Source organism: Paucisalibacillus globulus DSM 18846 (genome assembly GCF_000482485.1).
GTDB classification, from domain to species: Bacteria; Bacillota; Bacilli; order Bacillales; family Amphibacillaceae; genus Ornithinibacillus; species Ornithinibacillus globulus.
Window position 1 is genome coordinate 1 of record NZ_AXVK01000015.1, and the last position, 17,521, is coordinate 17,521.

Below are 17,521 nucleotides of genomic sequence, written 5' to 3' on the forward strand. Positions count from 1 at the left end.
TAGTTTTTCTTATGTCGGCGGAAAGTTTTTTATACTCCCTCTATATACTAACGTTTTCTCTTGTTTTCTTCGTTTTTCTTAGAATTTCATTTTAATTAAAAGAGATTATTAACTTTTTTATTTAAACTTACCAAAGAATATATAGCGATTATGCGAAAAAAGGTGTACGTAATAAGCCATTCTTTTCTTTTTCAAAAAAATGGAAATCTATTGTGTTATGATCGCACAATTAATCCCACAATACTCATAGCGACAAACCCTCCCACATCTCACTGCGTCAAATTGCGCATACATTCCTTCGTTCGGTCTATCCATGAAGTGGGGTCGGCAATGCTTTCCTCCAGGGTCATTGCCCGCTAGTATAAATATTTGCCGACTGCTCCGTGCTTCAGATGTTGTTATTTACCCTATATAAATTTAAATGAAATTTGAAAAACTTTTAAAATCAGGAGTAACGCGTTAATTTTTAGTTAAGCTGCATTCTGCAAGCTAAAATGCGGTATATCATTCATCATTTTTTCCGGACTAAATGCCACTTGCTTTTTTCCTACGGTAAACAAAATTCGAATCAACTTGCAACACAATGCAATTAATGATTGTTTCTTCTTCAAAGGATTTTCTTTTCTTGTTGTAAAATATTCATGTAATGCCTTAAATGCGGGGTTGTGATTCACTAATGGCAGAATGACCTTATACAACAGAGCACGTAGTTTTGGTCGCCCTCTTTTGGTGATTATCGTTCTGCCTTTCCATTTTCCAGAAGTGGCCAGCTTTAAATTCAATCCTGCTAATTTAACAATTTGTTCCGGATGACTATAGTTATTTAGATCGCCTACTTCTGCCAAAAATGCAGCGACTGTAATGTCCCCTACACCTTTTATGTCTACCATTTCCTTTACACCAGGAATCGTTCTAGTAAGTCCCTCAATCATTTCCCACATTTCACGAATCTTTTCATGAAGAAGGACATATTGAGCCATTAGGGTTTTGATTTTGAACCTTGCCATCGTTTTACCTTCTAGAATTCCGATAGAATGACGAGCTATTTCTTTTAATTGTCGTACCTTTTTCAATCCAACTCCTCTTTTAACCTCTTTACGGATTTCTTGAAGAATGGTTATTTCATCTGTTTCTACTATTTCATCAGGAAACAAACCCATCTTTAAAACTTGCAAGGATGATTGGCCTTCCCAGTTCGCAAAGACAGTTGTATATTCTGGAAAATACCTGTCTATCCATTGGTGGACGCGTCCTTGTACTGCTTGAAGATCTTTCATTAATTGATCATACATATTCATGCCTTCTCGAAGTTCTGCGTAAATTCCTTCTGGTAAATTCGGTTCAGAATAACGGCCATCTTGGACTAAACGTGAAATAACCCTGGCATCTTTTACGTCATTTTTGGTAGGAGAATTATCATCCAGCTCTTTTGATTTTTTCACATGAGCTGGATTTACGACAACAACCCTTTGGTGTTTCTCTTTTAACCAGTAAGCAAGTGGTAACCAATAATGGCCAGTAGGCTCCATACCAATAGTTCTATTACTCTTATAGTGTTCTGTGGATAATTCATCCATCCACAACATAAAACGTTGAAAACCTTCAAAATTATTTTCAAAGTATATAGCTTTCCCAAATTGAATCCCTCGATTATCTTGGGCACGGGCAACATGCCTCTCTTTAGCAATGTCAACCCCAACAATCAAAGTTTCTTCCGTTAGTTGATTAATCTTTTCATTTTGTTTATAATTCATGATAGTCCTCCTTGGTTTATTTAAGGGTCCATTTTTGCTGAACAGCTGTGGACACCTCGTATCATACCAAGGGGGCTTTTTTTGTACAACCTTCATTTTGCTTTATTACAGGAATGCTTTCCTAACTACCAAGTAAAAAGTGGGGATACTTTATTAGTATTTTTTGAAATAAATGGACATAAAGAAAAGTTGATACAAAAAATCGGTGGTTAAGTATAGTACTTAATCACCGATTTTTTTACCAGTTATTATTTTGTAATATTCAACTATACGTTTGTCATCTGGATTTAATTGATAGGCTTTTTCAATCATTTCTTTAGACCGAACATCCCCTGTTTCATAGTAGATAATTGCTAAATTATAATAGGCTTCGGGAAGATCTTCTGGTTTGTCTAAAACATCAATACTTTGTTCTAAGTCTTCCATTGCTAACTTTAATTCATTTAAGTGAATATAGGCATAAGCACGTTGAAACAATAATATCGCTTCCAAGTTCTCTGGATTTTCCAGGCCTTTCGTAGCACTTTCAATAATTTCCTCATATTGTTCTTCTTGAATAAAAGTTTCAATCTTCATCAACTGATAACTAGCACTATTTTCATTCTGTTGGAATCCATATAAAAAAGCAGCCATTATAACGGCCAAATACAAACCTAAGGCAAGTATTTGAATTCCAAGCTTTCTTTTCTTAGGAAAATGTACAATACTAGCAGCAATAAAACCTGCAACTAAACCACCGAAATGAGCAGATACATCAAGTTGTGGTAGTGTAAATCCTAGTATGACATTTAATCCTAGAAGAAATAATATGTTATTTCCAATCGTTTGAAAAAAGATTCGTTTATGGAATATCCCAAAATAGATAAATGCACCAAATAACCCATATAAAGCACCAGACGCACCGGCTGAGATATTTTCAACAAATATAAAACTAGCGATACCTCCACCAATTCCTGCCAGCATATAGATTACAAAAAACCTAAATGAACCATAAATTCTCTCTGCTAATGCTCCAAAATAATATAGAAATAACATATTTGATGCAAAATGGAATATTCCAATATGTAAGAACATGGAGGTTAAGATACGCCACCATTCACCGTCCATAATGAGTGGATTAAATTTTGCACCAAATTCAATTAGGGTTGAAGTATTTTCACTTCCCCCTTTTAATTCAAGTAGTAGAAAAAGAATTGCATTAATTGCAATTAATAAATATGTGATTATAGGCTTACCATAGCTAAAGATACTTTCCTCATTCTTTTGCTTTTTTTGAACCTCTTGGTATAACTCAACTTTATATTGATTTATTTCTTGTTCCATCTGTTCATCAGATTTTCCATCAGAAATATTGTCAAAAAAAACATCTATATTCTTTTCTAATCTATTTTGTTCAGGTATAATTTCATCTCCAGATAAATAATAGGTATTCATTTTAATAGGATTCTTTTCTTGGGTCTTCATTGGCTTTTTTAACAATTCCCAACTATCTATCGGTGTATGTGAGGAAATATAGACATTATGTATTTCAATATCTTTACCTTGAAGCATCTTTTTCATGGCGCTTATTTTTTGAAATACAATACTAATATCTTTCTTCATATAATTTTTCCAATCGAATCCTGTTGTTGAAATTCTAATGATGGTGGAAATTTTGTTTTGATATTTTTCTAACCAAATTTCTCCAACGTTATTATTAATATATAGGGTATCATAACCATGCTGTTCAGTTAATTGGTATGCAAATAAATACATCATATAACTTTCCTGTTGTTCCATTAGTTCCCCTCCCTTAACCATCATACCAAAAACCAAAGATAATTGCTTTCTGTACTCCAATATAACTTTTTCACATTAGAAAAACTCGCATTCGCTTGTCTTTTGGCGAATATGTTAGTTTTTCTTATGTCGGCGGAAAGTTTTTTATACTTTCCTAACTAAAAAAAAGAACTGTGAATACAGCTCTTTTGTAAAAAACGTCTAAGGAGTTGAATCTGTAGTCTCTTTGAAAATACTTGGTAGAATATTTTTTCGAATAGAAGGTAAATTCATCGAGACTGATACGGCAATTCTTCTCAAGAAATCAACAGCTAACATAGCATTCATTAACTTATAACGCCATTTATATATAGCTGTTATCACAGCTACTATAGTAGTCAACACGAAAAATACTCTCATCAAAACACCCCTTATAAGGTTTGGTGTTTATAGTCTCTTCATTCTTTAAAAAAATATTCGAGCGAACACGTTTATCTAAGGAAGCCAGCTTCAGTGAGTAAATGTTTCACAGGAATATCATAAGATTCATATGGAACTTTATCAATCAGTTGTTTTTGACTTAATAAAGATACAGTATTACCACCATATGTAGTCAAGAATCGATCATAATATCCCCCACCGAAACCAATTCGGTAACCAAGTTGATCAAAGACAATTCCAGGTACAATAATAAGATCAATGGATTCTTTTTGAACTCGATTCTCTTCTACTGGTTTAGGTTCTAAAAGATTATAATAAACTGTTTCTAGTTCTTCATAGTTTTGTAACTGATAAAACTCGAGTCTTTTCTCATGAGGATAACATTTTGGCACAACAATCGTTTTCCCCTGTTTCCAGCCTGTTTCAATAATTGCCCTAGTATCCCATTCAAAGCCCCCTGATATAGTTACTCCAATTTTTTTAGCTTGTTTCCACAAATCCGATGCGAAAAGCTGAGTTTGTAATTTCTTTTCAATTTCACCTTTTTGCTTCAGAGAAAGTTTTTTTAGAATATCCATTGTTTGCATGCGAAGTTCTTTTTTTACCACTCTCGATATCCCCCTTAAACAAACATAATATTATAATATAAAAAAAGCCTGCTCTAGTAAAACAAGAGCAAGCTTTTAATTGTGAAATTATTTTGTTTCACGATGTAAAGTGTGTTTTTTAAGACGTGGGCAATATTTCATAAGCTCAATACGCTCAGGATTTGTACGCTTATTTTTTGTAGAAATATAGTTACGGTCTCCTGTTTCAGTACAAGCTAAAGTAATGTTTACGCGCATATTTTTCCCTCCAAACTCATCAAGACTTGCATTAATCGCATGTATTAGTTCATTTCAGACTAGTTAATAATAGCAGAAGTTTGGCAATGAATCAAGTGTATGGAAAAAAATATTGGTTTCAAATGTTGAAATCTTTCTATACCTAGCTAAATTTTAGTTTGTAAATAATGTCAAAAATCTAGATTGAAATAATTTCAACATGTATAGTTTCCATATTAAACACTTCTTCTTTACCTCATGTAGTATAGAGATATTTCATTTCACTGTTACTTATTTACTTATAACTAATAAACAATGGAGATATATTGATTACGATTATTTTGACATAGTTACCAACAAAATCAATTGTATGATTCGAAAACTACATAGAAAGTTATAAAAACTATAAATCAAAAAAGGTTTTTATCGATACAATAAAAAATATAGACATTAGACCATCAAAAAAGAGAGAAATTAGCCGAACTATATACATTGATGATGAAATATTGGTCAAAAGGTAGAGGTTGTTACTTTAAAAGATATAAAACAAATTTCAATTATCACAAACAATTACATGCGGTGATATTAATAGCACATCTTAGCTTAGAAACATACTCGCAGATTGCCTTGGGAATAATTCGCAATGTTAGATAGTGTAATTGCCCACTGTTTTAAGGAATTATACATACTATCCAGAAATTAATTTAGCGTAAGTTTGCTATCAGCATAGGATGAATTTTAATTTAATGCCCTAGAACCTTGAATTACCAATGGTTTTTGAATCAAATCTATGATATAACTATTAATGTATATGAAATGGAGGTAAATATAATGATTATTGCAGGAGTGACTATAGCGATTATTGCTATTGCTTTGTTTATTCTATCCTTTTTCCTAAATGACAGATTTGAGAAAATCGAAAGTGAACTAGAGCAATTATCAATTTCAACGATGCAGGATACGTATCAATTAAAGAAAAAAGTAAAAGTCCTTGAGGAAGAATTATTAACAGAAGATATAGAAACAACTGATATCTATTAATCTATAAAGGTAAAGGTGGAAAACATGAAACAACCAATACGAGCATTTGCTGTTGGATTATTTGCAACAGCAGTTATAATGTTGATTGTCAATTATTTTTCAAATGGTTCTAAACAAGAATTTTCCGAAATGCCAATAGAAGATATTGTTGACGAACTAAAAGAACAAGGTTTCCGGGTACTTTCGGAATCCGAGTATATAACCTTATCGATGAATGGTGAAGTAGCTAAGAAAGAAACAGAAGTTGCTTCAGCAGAAGTGGAAAAGGATAATACGAAGGATAAATCTGACACTACTAAGGAAACTGAACCTACAACAGAAAAGAAAGATGAAAAGAATAATAATCAAACAGAATCTACTGAAGAAGATACAAAGAACGACAATAGTAACAACGAACAAGAAGCAGCAAAGAAATTCACACTTAAAATCGAAGCTGGTATGCCATCATCAGCAATTAGTAATGAGCTTGAATCAAACGGAATAATTGATGATACAGCAAAATTTATTAGTTACCTTGAAGATGAAGGGTATGCAGTTCGTATTCAACTAGGAGAATTCCAATTAACAAGTGACATGAGTTATTTTGAAATTGCAGAAGCTCTCACTAAATAAAAATAGTGAAAGAGGTGTCATAGGAAACCAATCCTTCATAGACACCTCTTTATTTTTGACTATTTTCATACTGTTTGTAACTATTGATGGAAAATAGGACATATGCCCAACTCAGAAATCATGGGCCCTTTAAAACAAAGCATGCGCCCTGATCAAGAAACTAGAGAACTTGTTACTTCGCTGTTTATATGCATAAGATCCAATATCAGCAAACAGCAAAATTCTCGAAAACCTGCTAGAATCAGTCATTCAAATCCACAATTTCACCTTTCACTAAAAACAATATACTTTCCCCAATATTTGTAATATGGTCTGCAAATCTTTCAATATACCGGGCACTAAAAGCAATTTGCATAACATATTGAACTTCTGCGGAATTTACTGCTGTTTTTTCTAACATATCCGTTACTACTTGCTTATACAATTTATCAACCTTATCATCCATTTCAGCTAATTTATGTGCAACAGAAATATCTTCATTTTGGAATGCACTAATAGCCGATTCTAACATAATTAATGCCGAATCACGCATTGCGATTAATTCTAACGGTAATTCTGTTTGATAATGATCACCTAAACGAGTAGCTGCTTTTGCAATATTTTTAGCATTATCCCCCATTCGCTCAATATCCGTAACTACTCGAAGGGCGATAATTAATCTACGTAAGTCTGTAGCGACCGGCTGTTGCTTAGCGATTAATAATATCACCTTATCATTTATTGCCGCTTCTTCTTTATCAATTAATTTGTCATCTTCAACAACTTTCTTCGCTAATTCGATATCCTTATTAAATAATGCATCCATCGATTGTCTAAGTGCTTTATTCGCACGATTGGCCAATTGAATAATATCTTGATTTAATTCATTCATTTCTGAGTGAAACTGTTCTCTACTTTGCATCTTATCTCTCCTATCAGCATGGTAAACCTATCTTAATGGTATAGGCAATATATAAAGTATGTATTAACCTAATGTAAATTATATGTAAATTTCAAATAAACCCTAAAACCAAATTAGGTTTTAGGGTTTACAATTATTCGTCCTTATCTCCATTTTCCTCTGTACCAGAATCTGAACTCTCTTCATTAGAGCTTCCACTAGCTCTTTTTTCTTTAAGGGAATAATAAGCATCAAGAATCCTACGAGTAATATCATGGTTTATCGAAGAATTAGTATTTTCATTAAGGTTAGGAACAATTACTGATATTGCAATTTCTGGATTATCATATGGCGCGTAAGCTACCATTGTTAAATTGATTGTATTAGCAACTAATTTTCCATCCTTATAAATTTCATTTTGGGCTGTACCTGTTTTTCCTGCCACATTAAAGTCTGTACCTTTAAAATAATTATAAGCAGTTCCACCTGGTGCTTGAAATACTTGTCGAAATCCTTCTTGAACTCGTTTAATATTTGATTCACTCATCACAATTTTATTGAGTATGTTTGTGTTAACATGTCGATACACCGTACCAAGGCTATCCTCTTCCATGGTTGGGTTACGAACTTCCTTTAAGAAATGTGGCTGTACACGATATCCACCGTTTGCGATCGTTGATACGTACTGAGCCAATTGCATTGCTGAATAGGTGTCGTACTGGCCAATAGCAAAGTCTTGAAATAAACCAGCAGCACCAGAAATATCGGTTGGCCCTGGATACCCAGTATTTTCAGATGGAAAATCAACACCTGTAGCAGCGCCTAATCCAAATTGTTTAAAGTAATTTCGCATCTGTGTAAAGGCAGCAGGATTAAAGCTAATTTTTTGATTGTAAGCATAATTATATTCTCCGCCCATTTTCATTGCGATAAAAAACATATACACGTTGGATGATTGTCTTAATGCATCTAAATCATTGACCCATCCAAGATTTTTCCATGATGCCTTTGGGTTCGAACCTGCTACTTTTATAGGCTTATCCACTAAACCATCCCCAGGCGAAATTACTCCAGACTCATATCCAGCAAGAACCGTGGCACCTTTAATGATTGAGCCTGGTCGGTGTGCATCATTCAGCGCTTTATATGCTGCATCAATAATCTCCTCTTTTTCTTCCTTTTCGGTTTCAGGATCATCATAATAACTCTGGCCGGATACCGCTAATAATTCTCCAGTATTTGGATCCATGGCAACGGCCATCACATCCCGTAGGTGTCTTTCTTTCCCACCATTTGCCTTCAACTCACTCCTAAGTATTTCATCTACCATTTCCTGGAACTCCATGTCAATACTTAGAATTAAATTCTTACCACTCTCTCCCGGAACAATAACTTCTGATCCAAGAATTACTCCATTTTTACTCATCGTATACTCTACTTGCTCTTTACGACCTCGAAGTAAATCCTCATATTGCTGCTCCAGACCACTAGTTCCTACTCTATCATTTCTGTTATACCCCTTCGCTAAATAATAATCAATATTTTCAGCGGGTACACCTTCTTTTTCAGTTGTAATATTACCAATTAAATTTCTTAAAGTATCACCATAAGGAAACTCCCGAACCCAGTCTGTTGTGGCATTAATACCCGGTAATTCGGATAGATGTTCCGCAACCGTCGCGTATTCCTCAGGTGTGACGTTTTCACTCTTTACGATTTGTGGTGTTAAGGCATACGCACGATCAAGTTCTTTTTTAATCAATATTATTTCTAATTCTTGCTCAGTAAGATTTTCGAACTCATTTACTGTTATTCGCTCTAGAATTTCTTTATACTGTTCTGCGGGTTTTAATTCATTCGCTTCTTCTGGTGATAATTTACCCTTTGCTTCCTTTTCATTCTCAAGATACCAATATTCTTTTTTATCCCTATCAGATATTCTGTTAATTTGTTTTTTTCTTTCTTCTTCTTCCGGGTGAAACATGTCAATATACTGTGAAAGTTTCCGAGCTACTGCTATTCTATCCTGCGCCTGTACACCCTTTGGTGGTGTATAGGTTATAGCATACATTGGTTTGTTCTTTGCAATCATATTAAGATATCGATCATATATTTCCCCACGTGGTACTGGAACCTTCGTCGTATCCTGTGTTGTTTGATCAATTTCCTCTTGAAAGCTTTCCCCATTAAGAATTTGAACAATTCCTAACTGAAGAATTAATACTGCAAACAGAATAAACACGACAAAAAATAATATATTTAAACGGAAGGGAAGCTGGGCTTTTTTCTTTTTTTCTTTTTTCATTTCTCTCCCCCAAAACTTTGGATAGTCAAATTACTCTATCCTTATATTATATCATTAAATCCTTTAGAACTTAACGGTTTTTTTCGTCAGACACTTGGTCTTTAATCATAACTTCCTTTTTATTCGAACTCGTTAAGAATATATTACGTACAAATAAGTATACACCTAAATGCATTCCTCCAAAGATAATTAGAAGTATCGGTATTATTATTTCTGTTTCAAAAATAGAAATACTAATAATAAATATAATAATCGAGATAACTCGTCCAATATTTAAAAATAATTCCCTTACGACGATATACTCTATTCTTAGATTTCCAGCTTTCCATGCCTTTCCAATGACGTCATAGGTCATTGAAATATAAGGTACATTAATAATAGGATAGGCCATCCCAATGATTATACCGTATATAATCAGCGTGACATAGCTAGCATGAGCAATAATGATAAAGAGAGAAAGATATAGCATCAGACTCCCGATTAGGATTGCCTTTTTCCTTTTAGAAGGTTTAATGAGTTTAGTAGCCAAAAAATAAAAGATAAAAGAAAAGCCCGAAAAGTATAAGTTAAACATTCCTAGTGAAAGTTCACTTTGCGTTACAATAAACACCCATATTGTAATTACAAATAAGAAGATTCCTTCACGTAAGCCTTGAAACAAGTGTGCATTTAAAATCCGATTCCAGTTTTTATTATTTTTCCTTTCTTCAACTATTCGCTTAAATAAGTATACCCCTTCTGCTGGTCTCCTTTTTAAAAATAAGCTACAGACAACTGCACAAATAAATAGTATAAATGATACAGTAAAAATTGTACTGTAGCCAATGTTTGCATTCAATTTAGAAATAATAAAACCTGCTGAAAATGGTCCTATCATCCCGCCAAATGACTGTAACACACCAAGGAACCCGTTGAAAAAGTCTCTCGTGTCTGGCTCCGTAATTTCAAATGTTAACACATTAAAGGCCAACCAATAGAATCCATAACCAATTCCCAACAGACTGCCAAGTAGAATATTAAAATACGCAGCATTTTCTCCTATGATGAGCACCATTAGAAAAAAAAGTGATAAAAAGACGACCCCTAGTCTTAATACAATTACTCGGTCCACTTTCTTTGCAATTTTACCTGCCAATATAAACGTTACAGGTTGAAAAACAAAAATAGCTAAATTATAGAATGCTATGGTAAAATAATTTCCCTCTGCCTGCTTCCATAAATAAATGTTTACAAATGTATTAGATAAATATATACCTAATGAATATAGACCCCCAATCACTAATAACAAGATTAAATCTCGATTTACTTCTGTTTTACCGATTACATGTTGTAAGGTTTTATGCATATTGAATTGCCCCTTTTCTATCTTTTCTTAGTGTAAGCAATTCAATTTCAGATATACGAAAAGAAAAAAGAAGGATATCAACAAAGGGGTTCCCCTCCTGTTGACATCCTTCTAGAAATTTTAACTTATTTTGCTTCGTTATAATTTTTTGTAACCTCATCCCAGTTAACTACATTCCAAAATGCTGAAACGTAATCCGGGCGTCGATTTTGATAGTTTAAGTAGTAAGCATGCTCCCAAACATCAAGTCCTAGTAAAGGAGTTTTACCTTCCATTAAAGGAGAATCTTGGTTTGGAGTACTTGTTACTTCAACCTCACCATTATTAAGAACTAACCAAGCCCAACCTGATCCAAAACGGCCTTTAGCTGCAGTTTCAAATTCTTCTTTAAATTTATCAACGCTACCAAATTTACCGTTGATTTTCTCAAGTAGCTCACCAGTTGGCTCACCGCCACCATTAGGAGAAAGGACTTTCCAGAATAAACTGTGGTTAACATGACCACCACCATTATTGCGTACAGCTGTACGAGCACTTTCTGGTATTGCATCAAGGTTACTTACAAGGTCCTCAACGGACTTTCCTTGTAAATCAGCATGTCCTTCAAGAGCAGCATTTAGATTTGTTACATAAGTATTATGATGCTTTGTATGATGGATGTTCATTGTTTCTTTGTCAATATGTGGCTCTAATGCATCATATGCATAAGGTAATTCAGGTAATTCAAATTTTGCCATAACGAACTCCTCCAATTAAATTATTTTATAAGGATATAATACCCTTCATGTGAAAGATTATCACTCGTTACCATATCTTGCAAATTTTTTGCCTAGTTTACCCAATAATAACTATAAAAACGAACATATCTTTTGAACATAAAAAAACAAGCCTTAGCTTGTACATTATGGTGGCTCGGGACGGAATCGAACCGCCGACACACGGATTTTCAGTCCGTTGCTCTACCGACTGAGCTACCGAGCCAATATTTATTTTGTTAATTCCTTGTTCTTATCAGTGAAAGTAAAAATACGTTTCTCTGATACATATGTATGGAGGAGGTAGAGGGATTCGAACCCCCGCGCGGTTTGACCCGCCTGTCGGTTTTCAAGACCGATCCCTTCAGCCAGACTTGGGTATACCTCCGTAAGTTTATGGTGGACCCTGCAGGACTCGAACCTGCGACCGATCGGTTATGAGCCGATAGCTCTAACCAACTGAGCTAAGGGTCCTTTAAAACTTAAAATATGGGGCGATCGATGGGAATCGAACCCACGAATGCCGGAGCCACAATCCGGTGCGTTAACCCCTTCGCCACGACCGCCATGATGTGAAAAAGATTTAAAAAGTAAATGGTAGCGGCGGAGGGGATCGAACCCACGACCTCACGGGTATGAACCGTACGCTCTCGCCAGCTGAGCTACGCCGCCATTTAATGTTGGCTCCACAGGTAGGATTCGAACCTACGACCGATCGGTTAACAGCCGATTGCTCTACCACTGAGCTACTGTGGAATAATAATAATATTACTTAATTTTGAAACCTTTTCTTCAGTGGCACAAGATTTAATATACCATATTTTAACATTCAAGTCAACTATTATTTTTAAGTATTTTTAAGTTGAAAATATGTAATTTAAAATGTGTTTCAAAACGACAATAATTACTATATCACCTTTACAATAAAATTACAACAAAAACTTTTTAAAAAATCATTTCCAAGTTATACCAATGGATTTCCCACTCCAAGCTTACCATGTAATCTATCAATAAAAAAAGGATTAGAGAAAATCCTAATCCTTTTTTTGCGTGTTTTAATGATCCGATAAAACTGCTTCTGCGATATTAACAGCATGATCACCAATTCGTTCAAGATTTGAAATAATATCCACGAATACAATCCCTGCGGATACACTACATTCCCCTTCATTCATGCGAATAATATGCTTTTTGCGGTAATTACGTTCCATTTTATCAATTTGATCTTCTTTTTGCATTACAGCAAGTGCTTCTTCTCTATCTTCCTTATCAAGAGCAATAACAGCTTGCTTCACTGTTGACATTGTTAAATCAAACATATTATTTAAATCTTCTTGAGCTTTTTCTGTTAAAGCTACTTTATTGGAGATTTTATAATCAATTAATTCAATAATATTTTCAAAGTGGTCGCCAATCCGCTCTATGTCTCGAACGGTATCCATTAACATAGTGTGTTTTTCACTTTCAAATTCTGATAAAGAACCACCGGATATATCGATTAAATAATCCGTAATATTTCGGTCTAGACTATTAAGCGCATTCTCAATCTGCATTGCCATATCAGAATGCTTTATTTGGTTTGTAGATAGATAATTATTTGTTTCTTCTAACCCTTGATGTGCATATTCACCCATCCGAACAATTTCTGCTTTAGCTTGATCTAACGCTAATGCGGACGACTGTTGAATAAAAATTGGGTCTAAATGTTGCGGCTTATATTCTATCGTTGTATCTTTACCAGGGATGATTCTTGTAACAAGCCATGCAAGTGCCCCAATAAACGGAAACTGAATAATAGTATTGAAAAAGTTAAAGCTACCATGTGCAAACGCAATCGTCATTTCTTCATTTAACGATAATTGTGACTGCAAGAATACAACATATTTGTAGAATGGTGTAAGTAATATTAAAAATATTGTAGTACCTACTAGATTAAATGTAACATGTACTGCAGCAGCGCGTCTTGCAGCAACAGATGCACCCAAAGATGCTAAAACTGCTGTAATGGTTGTACCAATATTATCACCAAACAGTACAGGTAGTGCAGCTTCAAGTGTCATGGCACCTTCACTATAAAGTCCTTGTAAAATGCCAATAGTTGCACTTGAACTTTGTACAATTAAAGTAAACAATGTACCAACAACTACCCCAAGAATAGAATGTTCACTCATGCTTAGCGTTAATTCTTGGAATGCCTCCAATGAACGTAAAGGTTTCATACCATTACTCATTAACTCTAAACCAAAGAATAATGCACCAAATCCAAACACAGCTTGTCCTACTGCAGTTACTTTTTGATGTTTAAAGAAGAAAATTAAAAAAGCACCAAAAGCAAGAATTGGTAACGCATATTCCCCAATGTCAATACCAATAATGAATGCAGTAACCGTAGTACCAATATTCGCCCCCATGATGACACCTATAGCTTGTCTTAATGTCATAAAACCGGCATTGACTAGCCCAACTGTTAAAACAGTAGTACCTGAGCTACTTTGAATTAAAACAGTTACTATCATACCGGCAAGAACCCCGAGGAAAGGATTGCTTGTAAAACGATCTAGTATATCCCGTAAACGATCTCCAGCAGACTTTTGTAATCCATCACCCATAAATTTAATACCTAAAAGAAAAATACCTAAACCACCGATGAATTCAAAAATCAGCTTCTGTACATCTATTTCCAATGGAAATTCTCTCCTTTTACAATTTTATCTTATGTATTCCCATTACAAGCACACCCTAATTATTATTGTAAAAAGGAAATGAAATGTAAAGCGATTATTAAAAACTTTACACAAAATTTACAATTGATGCCGGAACCTTAAATATTAAATTTAGTTTGCTTAAAAGTAAAAAAATAATTCTTAGGTCTGTGCCTAAGAATTATTTTTTACTTCTACTAGTATTCTTGTACCATCCACTTGCTTAACAGTTATTGCAGTTCCTTTAGGTATCCATTGACCATTCGAAACAGCACTATAATCTTTCGTATCGATTCGAATAGTACCAACAGGGCGCAAATCATTTAATGTTATTCCCTCTTGGTTTAATAAGCTACGGTATTCATTATTCATCGAATTATAGCCTGCCTCACTTGTTAGTTGATCTTTTAAAGTAATTTTGTTCCACATGTCTCTTCGTTTAAATACTTTTAAAAAGAATAGTGAACCCCCCGCACCAAGTAGCACGCCTAAAACAGCATATAAACCAGCAGCAAAATTCGGAGCTGGAAGTGCAACAGAAGCTAACATACTTACAGTCCCAATAACCGCCAATGTACCATCATTTAATACTTTACCATCAATAATAATTAAGAGTATTCCGATGAAATAAATAATTAGCATAAGTATAAGGGAGTCTGTTCCTAAATATACTGAGAAATATACAGTGATAAATCCAATACCTAATATTGCAAAAATCCCCCGCATATTTACTAAAACTTCACCAAGTAAAAATAATGTACCTAGACCTGTTATAACTAATGCAATCCATTCTTGAGAAAATATTTCCATAATCTTCTCCCTCTCACTGTGTTCTTACTTTATATACGTTTGATCTTAATTAATGGTTTCATATTAAAGGAGTAATATGATGAAAAAAACAATAATTAATATATTCATTATACTATTTTTAATCAGTATTTATAAAGATTTAACCTTTGGCACAAATATCTCAACCAATAAATCAATGGAGACTAATCAAACCAACACAATGGATAAACAGGAATATGAAGTAATCAAAGTGAAAATGGAAGCCGGTGATACCGTTCTCTCCATAATGGAGAGGATAAATACAGCATCTAGCACCACAGACATTAATCTAATGTTGCAAGACTTTTCCTTGTTAAATCCAAATATAGATCCTAACCAACTTCAGACAAATCATTTTTATTTCTTCCCAAAATATAACCTTAACTAGAAATACTTATATCCGCTTAAGAACTAATATTGCAATAATATGCGTTATTACTTAAGTATTTTTCAATACTCGCGGAGAATATTTACTACAAAAAAAGAGACTGGGTAGATAACCCAGTCCCTATGTTTAGACAAATGGTAAAATAAACAGTGTAATCAAGATTGAAATTACTCCAGCTGCAATAGCAATATTACCAAGTGTATTTGCCTGCTTACTCCTTGCTATAAAACCTACTATAATCCCTGCACCACCAAGAAGAATCGGCGCCCAGAAGAATGAGGCAATGGATAAAGCTAATGCAACCCATCCAACGGAAGTGTTTGCACGCTCGCCATCATCTTCAATGGTTACATTTCTTCTATAATCGTCCGCGGTTAACTCTGCAGCAGTTTCCTCATCACGACTACTAAAGATACCATCCGTGTGATTTGCTGTATAATAATCCTCTTCGCCGTGGCTTGGAGCATCTTCAGTTGTCTTTGTACGATATTTATCGTCCATAATTGACCTCCTTCTAATAGTTGAGGTGCATCTATAGTTTATGACGATTAGCAAATTCTATAATGTTAGTTTTTACCATGAAAATAAACCGAACTTATTATTTGTTAATACAAGTTGATTATAAACAATTTAGAGCATATATTGAAAAGCGAGAGGAGTTGATATTATGTCTATATTTATTAAACAAATGATTATCAATAAAATGAGGCAAATTACAACTGAAGATGTTTTAACTTATTCCAAAGAATATGGTTTTTCCATCAATAGAAAACAAGCCGAGCAAATTTCTAACTATATACAGAAGAAGAAAATAAATCCCTTTGAGAAAAGCGAACGTGAAAAAATGCTTAAGGATTTAAGTGAAATTACTGATCCAAATACAGCTATCAAGGCAAATAAACTTTTTTATGAACTGATAAAATCATATGGTTTGGAACATTTATTTAACTAAAAAGCTACCTCACTAATTGAGGTAGCTTTGTTTTTTATTGATTCATTATCAATTCCTGTAATTCAGGAACAAACTTCCCTTCACGAATCATTTCAATTTCAAATTTATATGGGGGTTTTTTACTTTTTTTGTCCAACCCTACATACGGAGTTTCTAAAATCTTAGGTACCTCTACTAATTGCGGATGATTAATAACATAATGTAACGCATCAAAACCTATGTGACCAAAACCAATATTTTCATGGCGGTCTTTATGTGCACCACGTTCATTTTTAGAGTCATTTACATGAACCACTTTTATTCGTTCGATGCCAATAATTTTATCAAATTCCTCTAATACTCCATCAAAATCATTTACTATATCATAACCAGCATCATGAATATGACAAGTGTCCATACATACTGAGAGTTTTTCATTCAGTGTAACACCATCAATAATTTTGGCTAATTCATCAAATGTTCTTCCGATTTCAGATCCTTTTCCTGCCATTGTTTCTAGTGCAATTTGCACATGGTTATTTTTATCTAATACTTCATTTAATCCTTCAATAATTTTCTTTATACCATCTTCCGGTCCAGCACCAACATGCGCACCTGGATGGAGAACAATTTGTTTCGCACCAATTGCTTCTGTACGTTCAATTTCTGTTCTTAGAAAGTTTACACCTAACTCAAATGTTTCTGGTTTTGTTGTGTTACCAATATTAATAATATATGGTGCGTGAACAATAATGTCTGAGATGCCGTTATCCGCCATATGCTTTAAACCTTCGTCAATATTCAATTCCTCTATCGGCTTTCTTCTTGTGTTTTGAGGTGCACCCGTATAAATCATAAATGTATTTGCTCCATAAGAAACTGCTTCCTCGCTCGAAGCTAAAAGCATTTTCTTTCCGCTCATTGATACATGTGATCCAATTTTTAGCATTGTGAGAT

Annotated in this window: 18 protein-coding genes and 6 tRNA genes; 5 read left to right on the forward strand and 19 right to left on the reverse strand. The window is 34.0% G+C overall.

Annotated elements, in window-relative coordinates; genetic code table 11:
• Positions 1-470: 470 nt before the first annotated feature.
• Positions 471-1,754 (reverse strand): IS110 family RNA-guided transposase, encoded by a 1,284-nt coding sequence (locus K332_RS0103475; RefSeq protein WP_026906195.1) that lies wholly within the window; start codon positions 1,752-1,754, stop codon positions 471-473.
• A gap of 81 nt (positions 1,755-1,835) precedes the next feature.
• Here K332_RS0103475 and K332_RS24665 point away from each other — a divergent pair, with 81 nt between their 5' ends.
• Positions 1,836-1,967: a hypothetical protein gene (locus K332_RS24665; RefSeq protein WP_281170890.1), complete on the forward strand. Its 132-nt coding sequence runs from the start codon at positions 1,836-1,838 to the stop codon at positions 1,965-1,967.
• Positions 1,968-1,976: 9 nt separating this feature from the next.
• On the opposite strand, the gene K332_RS0103485 is transcribed toward K332_RS24665, so the two are convergent.
• From K332_RS0103485 to rpmG, 4 genes are all read right to left on the reverse strand, one after another.
• Positions 1,977-3,533, reverse strand: a complete 1,557-nt coding sequence (locus tag K332_RS0103485) for a rhomboid family protein (protein WP_026906196.1) — start codon at positions 3,531-3,533, stop codon at positions 1,977-1,979.
• Between the two features lie 201 nt (positions 3,534-3,734).
• Complete coding sequence (locus K332_RS0103490) at positions 3,735-3,932, reverse strand: hypothetical protein (protein ID WP_026906197.1); 198 nt, start codon at positions 3,930-3,932, stop codon at positions 3,735-3,737.
• Between the two features lie 71 nt (positions 3,933-4,003).
• The gene (locus tag K332_RS0103495; RefSeq protein WP_026906198.1) at positions 4,004-4,561 is read right to left on the reverse strand and encodes a 5-formyltetrahydrofolate cyclo-ligase; all 558 of its coding nucleotides are present in this window, start codon (positions 4,559-4,561) and stop codon (positions 4,004-4,006) included.
• Between the two features lie 87 nt (positions 4,562-4,648).
• Positions 4,649-4,798 (reverse strand): 50S ribosomal protein L33, encoded by a 150-nt coding sequence (rpmG, locus tag K332_RS0103500; RefSeq protein WP_026906199.1) that lies wholly within the window; start codon positions 4,796-4,798, stop codon positions 4,649-4,651.
• Positions 4,799-5,608: 810 nt separating this feature from the next.
• On the opposite strand from rpmG, the gene K332_RS0103505 reads away from it, so the two are divergent.
• On the forward strand, positions 5,609-5,818 hold the full coding sequence (locus tag K332_RS0103505; RefSeq protein ID WP_026906200.1) for a hypothetical protein: 210 nt from the start codon (positions 5,609-5,611) through the stop codon (positions 5,816-5,818).
• A 24-nt stretch (positions 5,819-5,842) separates the two neighbouring features.
• Positions 5,843-6,430: a hypothetical protein gene (locus tag K332_RS21880; RefSeq protein ID WP_036688036.1), complete on the forward strand. Its 588-nt coding sequence runs from the start codon at positions 5,843-5,845 to the stop codon at positions 6,428-6,430.
• A gap of 241 nt (positions 6,431-6,671) precedes the next feature.
• Here the strand turns inward: K332_RS21880 and phoU are convergent, their stop codons facing one another.
• The 12 genes from phoU to K332_RS0103575 form a co-directional block, all read right to left on the reverse strand.
• On the reverse strand, positions 6,672-7,331 hold the full coding sequence (gene phoU / locus K332_RS0103515; RefSeq protein ID WP_026906201.1) for a phosphate signaling complex protein PhoU: 660 nt from the start codon (positions 7,329-7,331) through the stop codon (positions 6,672-6,674).
• A 133-nt stretch (positions 7,332-7,464) separates the two neighbouring features.
• Positions 7,465-9,615, reverse strand: a complete 2,151-nt coding sequence (locus K332_RS0103520; RefSeq protein WP_026906202.1) for a peptidoglycan D,D-transpeptidase FtsI family protein — start codon at positions 9,613-9,615, stop codon at positions 7,465-7,467.
• Between the two features lie 70 nt (positions 9,616-9,685).
• Positions 9,686-10,960: an MFS transporter gene (locus K332_RS0103525; protein WP_026906203.1), complete on the reverse strand. Its 1,275-nt coding sequence runs from the start codon at positions 10,958-10,960 to the stop codon at positions 9,686-9,688.
• A 125-nt stretch (positions 10,961-11,085) separates the two neighbouring features.
• A complete protein-coding gene (locus tag K332_RS0103535; RefSeq protein WP_026906204.1) occupies positions 11,086-11,697 on the reverse strand; it encodes a superoxide dismutase in 612 nt (203 codons plus the stop codon).
• A 168-nt stretch (positions 11,698-11,865) separates the two neighbouring features.
• Positions 11,866-11,941: transfer RNA gene (locus tag K332_RS0103540), tRNA-Phe, on the reverse strand.
• Positions 11,942-12,010: 69 nt separating this feature from the next.
• A tRNA-Ser gene (locus tag K332_RS0103545) sits at positions 12,011-12,103 on the reverse strand.
• A 9-nt stretch (positions 12,104-12,112) separates the two neighbouring features.
• Positions 12,113-12,189 (reverse strand) — tRNA-Ile (locus K332_RS0103550).
• Positions 12,190-12,205: 16 nt separating this feature from the next.
• Positions 12,206-12,281, reverse strand: a tRNA-His gene (locus K332_RS0103555).
• Positions 12,282-12,310: 29 nt separating this feature from the next.
• Positions 12,311-12,387: transfer RNA gene (locus tag K332_RS0103560), tRNA-Met, on the reverse strand.
• A gap of 9 nt (positions 12,388-12,396) precedes the next feature.
• Positions 12,397-12,471, reverse strand: a tRNA-Asn gene (locus tag K332_RS0103565).
• A 299-nt stretch (positions 12,472-12,770) separates the two neighbouring features.
• A complete protein-coding gene (locus tag K332_RS0103570) occupies positions 12,771-14,399 on the reverse strand; it encodes a Na/Pi cotransporter family protein (protein WP_026906205.1) in 1,629 nt (542 codons plus the stop codon).
• A 192-nt stretch (positions 14,400-14,591) separates the two neighbouring features.
• Positions 14,592-15,227: an NfeD family protein gene (locus tag K332_RS0103575; protein WP_026906206.1), complete on the reverse strand. Its 636-nt coding sequence runs from the start codon at positions 15,225-15,227 to the stop codon at positions 14,592-14,594.
• A 79-nt stretch (positions 15,228-15,306) separates the two neighbouring features.
• Between K332_RS0103575 and K332_RS21885 the strand changes: the two genes are divergently transcribed.
• Positions 15,307-15,633 (forward strand): hypothetical protein, encoded by a 327-nt coding sequence (locus K332_RS21885; protein WP_051359336.1) that lies wholly within the window; start codon positions 15,307-15,309, stop codon positions 15,631-15,633.
• Positions 15,634-15,759: 126 nt separating this feature from the next.
• Here the strand turns inward: K332_RS21885 and K332_RS0103585 are convergent, their stop codons facing one another.
• A complete protein-coding gene (locus tag K332_RS0103585) occupies positions 15,760-16,134 on the reverse strand; it encodes an MATE family efflux transporter (protein ID WP_036688039.1) in 375 nt (124 codons plus the stop codon).
• A gap of 166 nt (positions 16,135-16,300) precedes the next feature.
• Here K332_RS0103585 and K332_RS0103590 point away from each other — a divergent pair, with 166 nt between their 5' ends.
• Positions 16,301-16,585, forward strand: a complete 285-nt coding sequence (locus K332_RS0103590; protein ID WP_026906208.1) for a DUF2624 domain-containing protein — start codon at positions 16,301-16,303, stop codon at positions 16,583-16,585.
• A gap of 34 nt (positions 16,586-16,619) precedes the next feature.
• Here K332_RS0103590 and K332_RS0103595 read toward each other — a convergent pair whose 3' ends face one another.
• On the reverse strand, positions 16,620-17,513 hold the full coding sequence (locus K332_RS0103595; protein ID WP_026906209.1) for a deoxyribonuclease IV: 894 nt from the start codon (positions 17,511-17,513) through the stop codon (positions 16,620-16,622).
• Between the last annotated feature and the right edge of the window lie 8 nt (positions 17,514-17,521).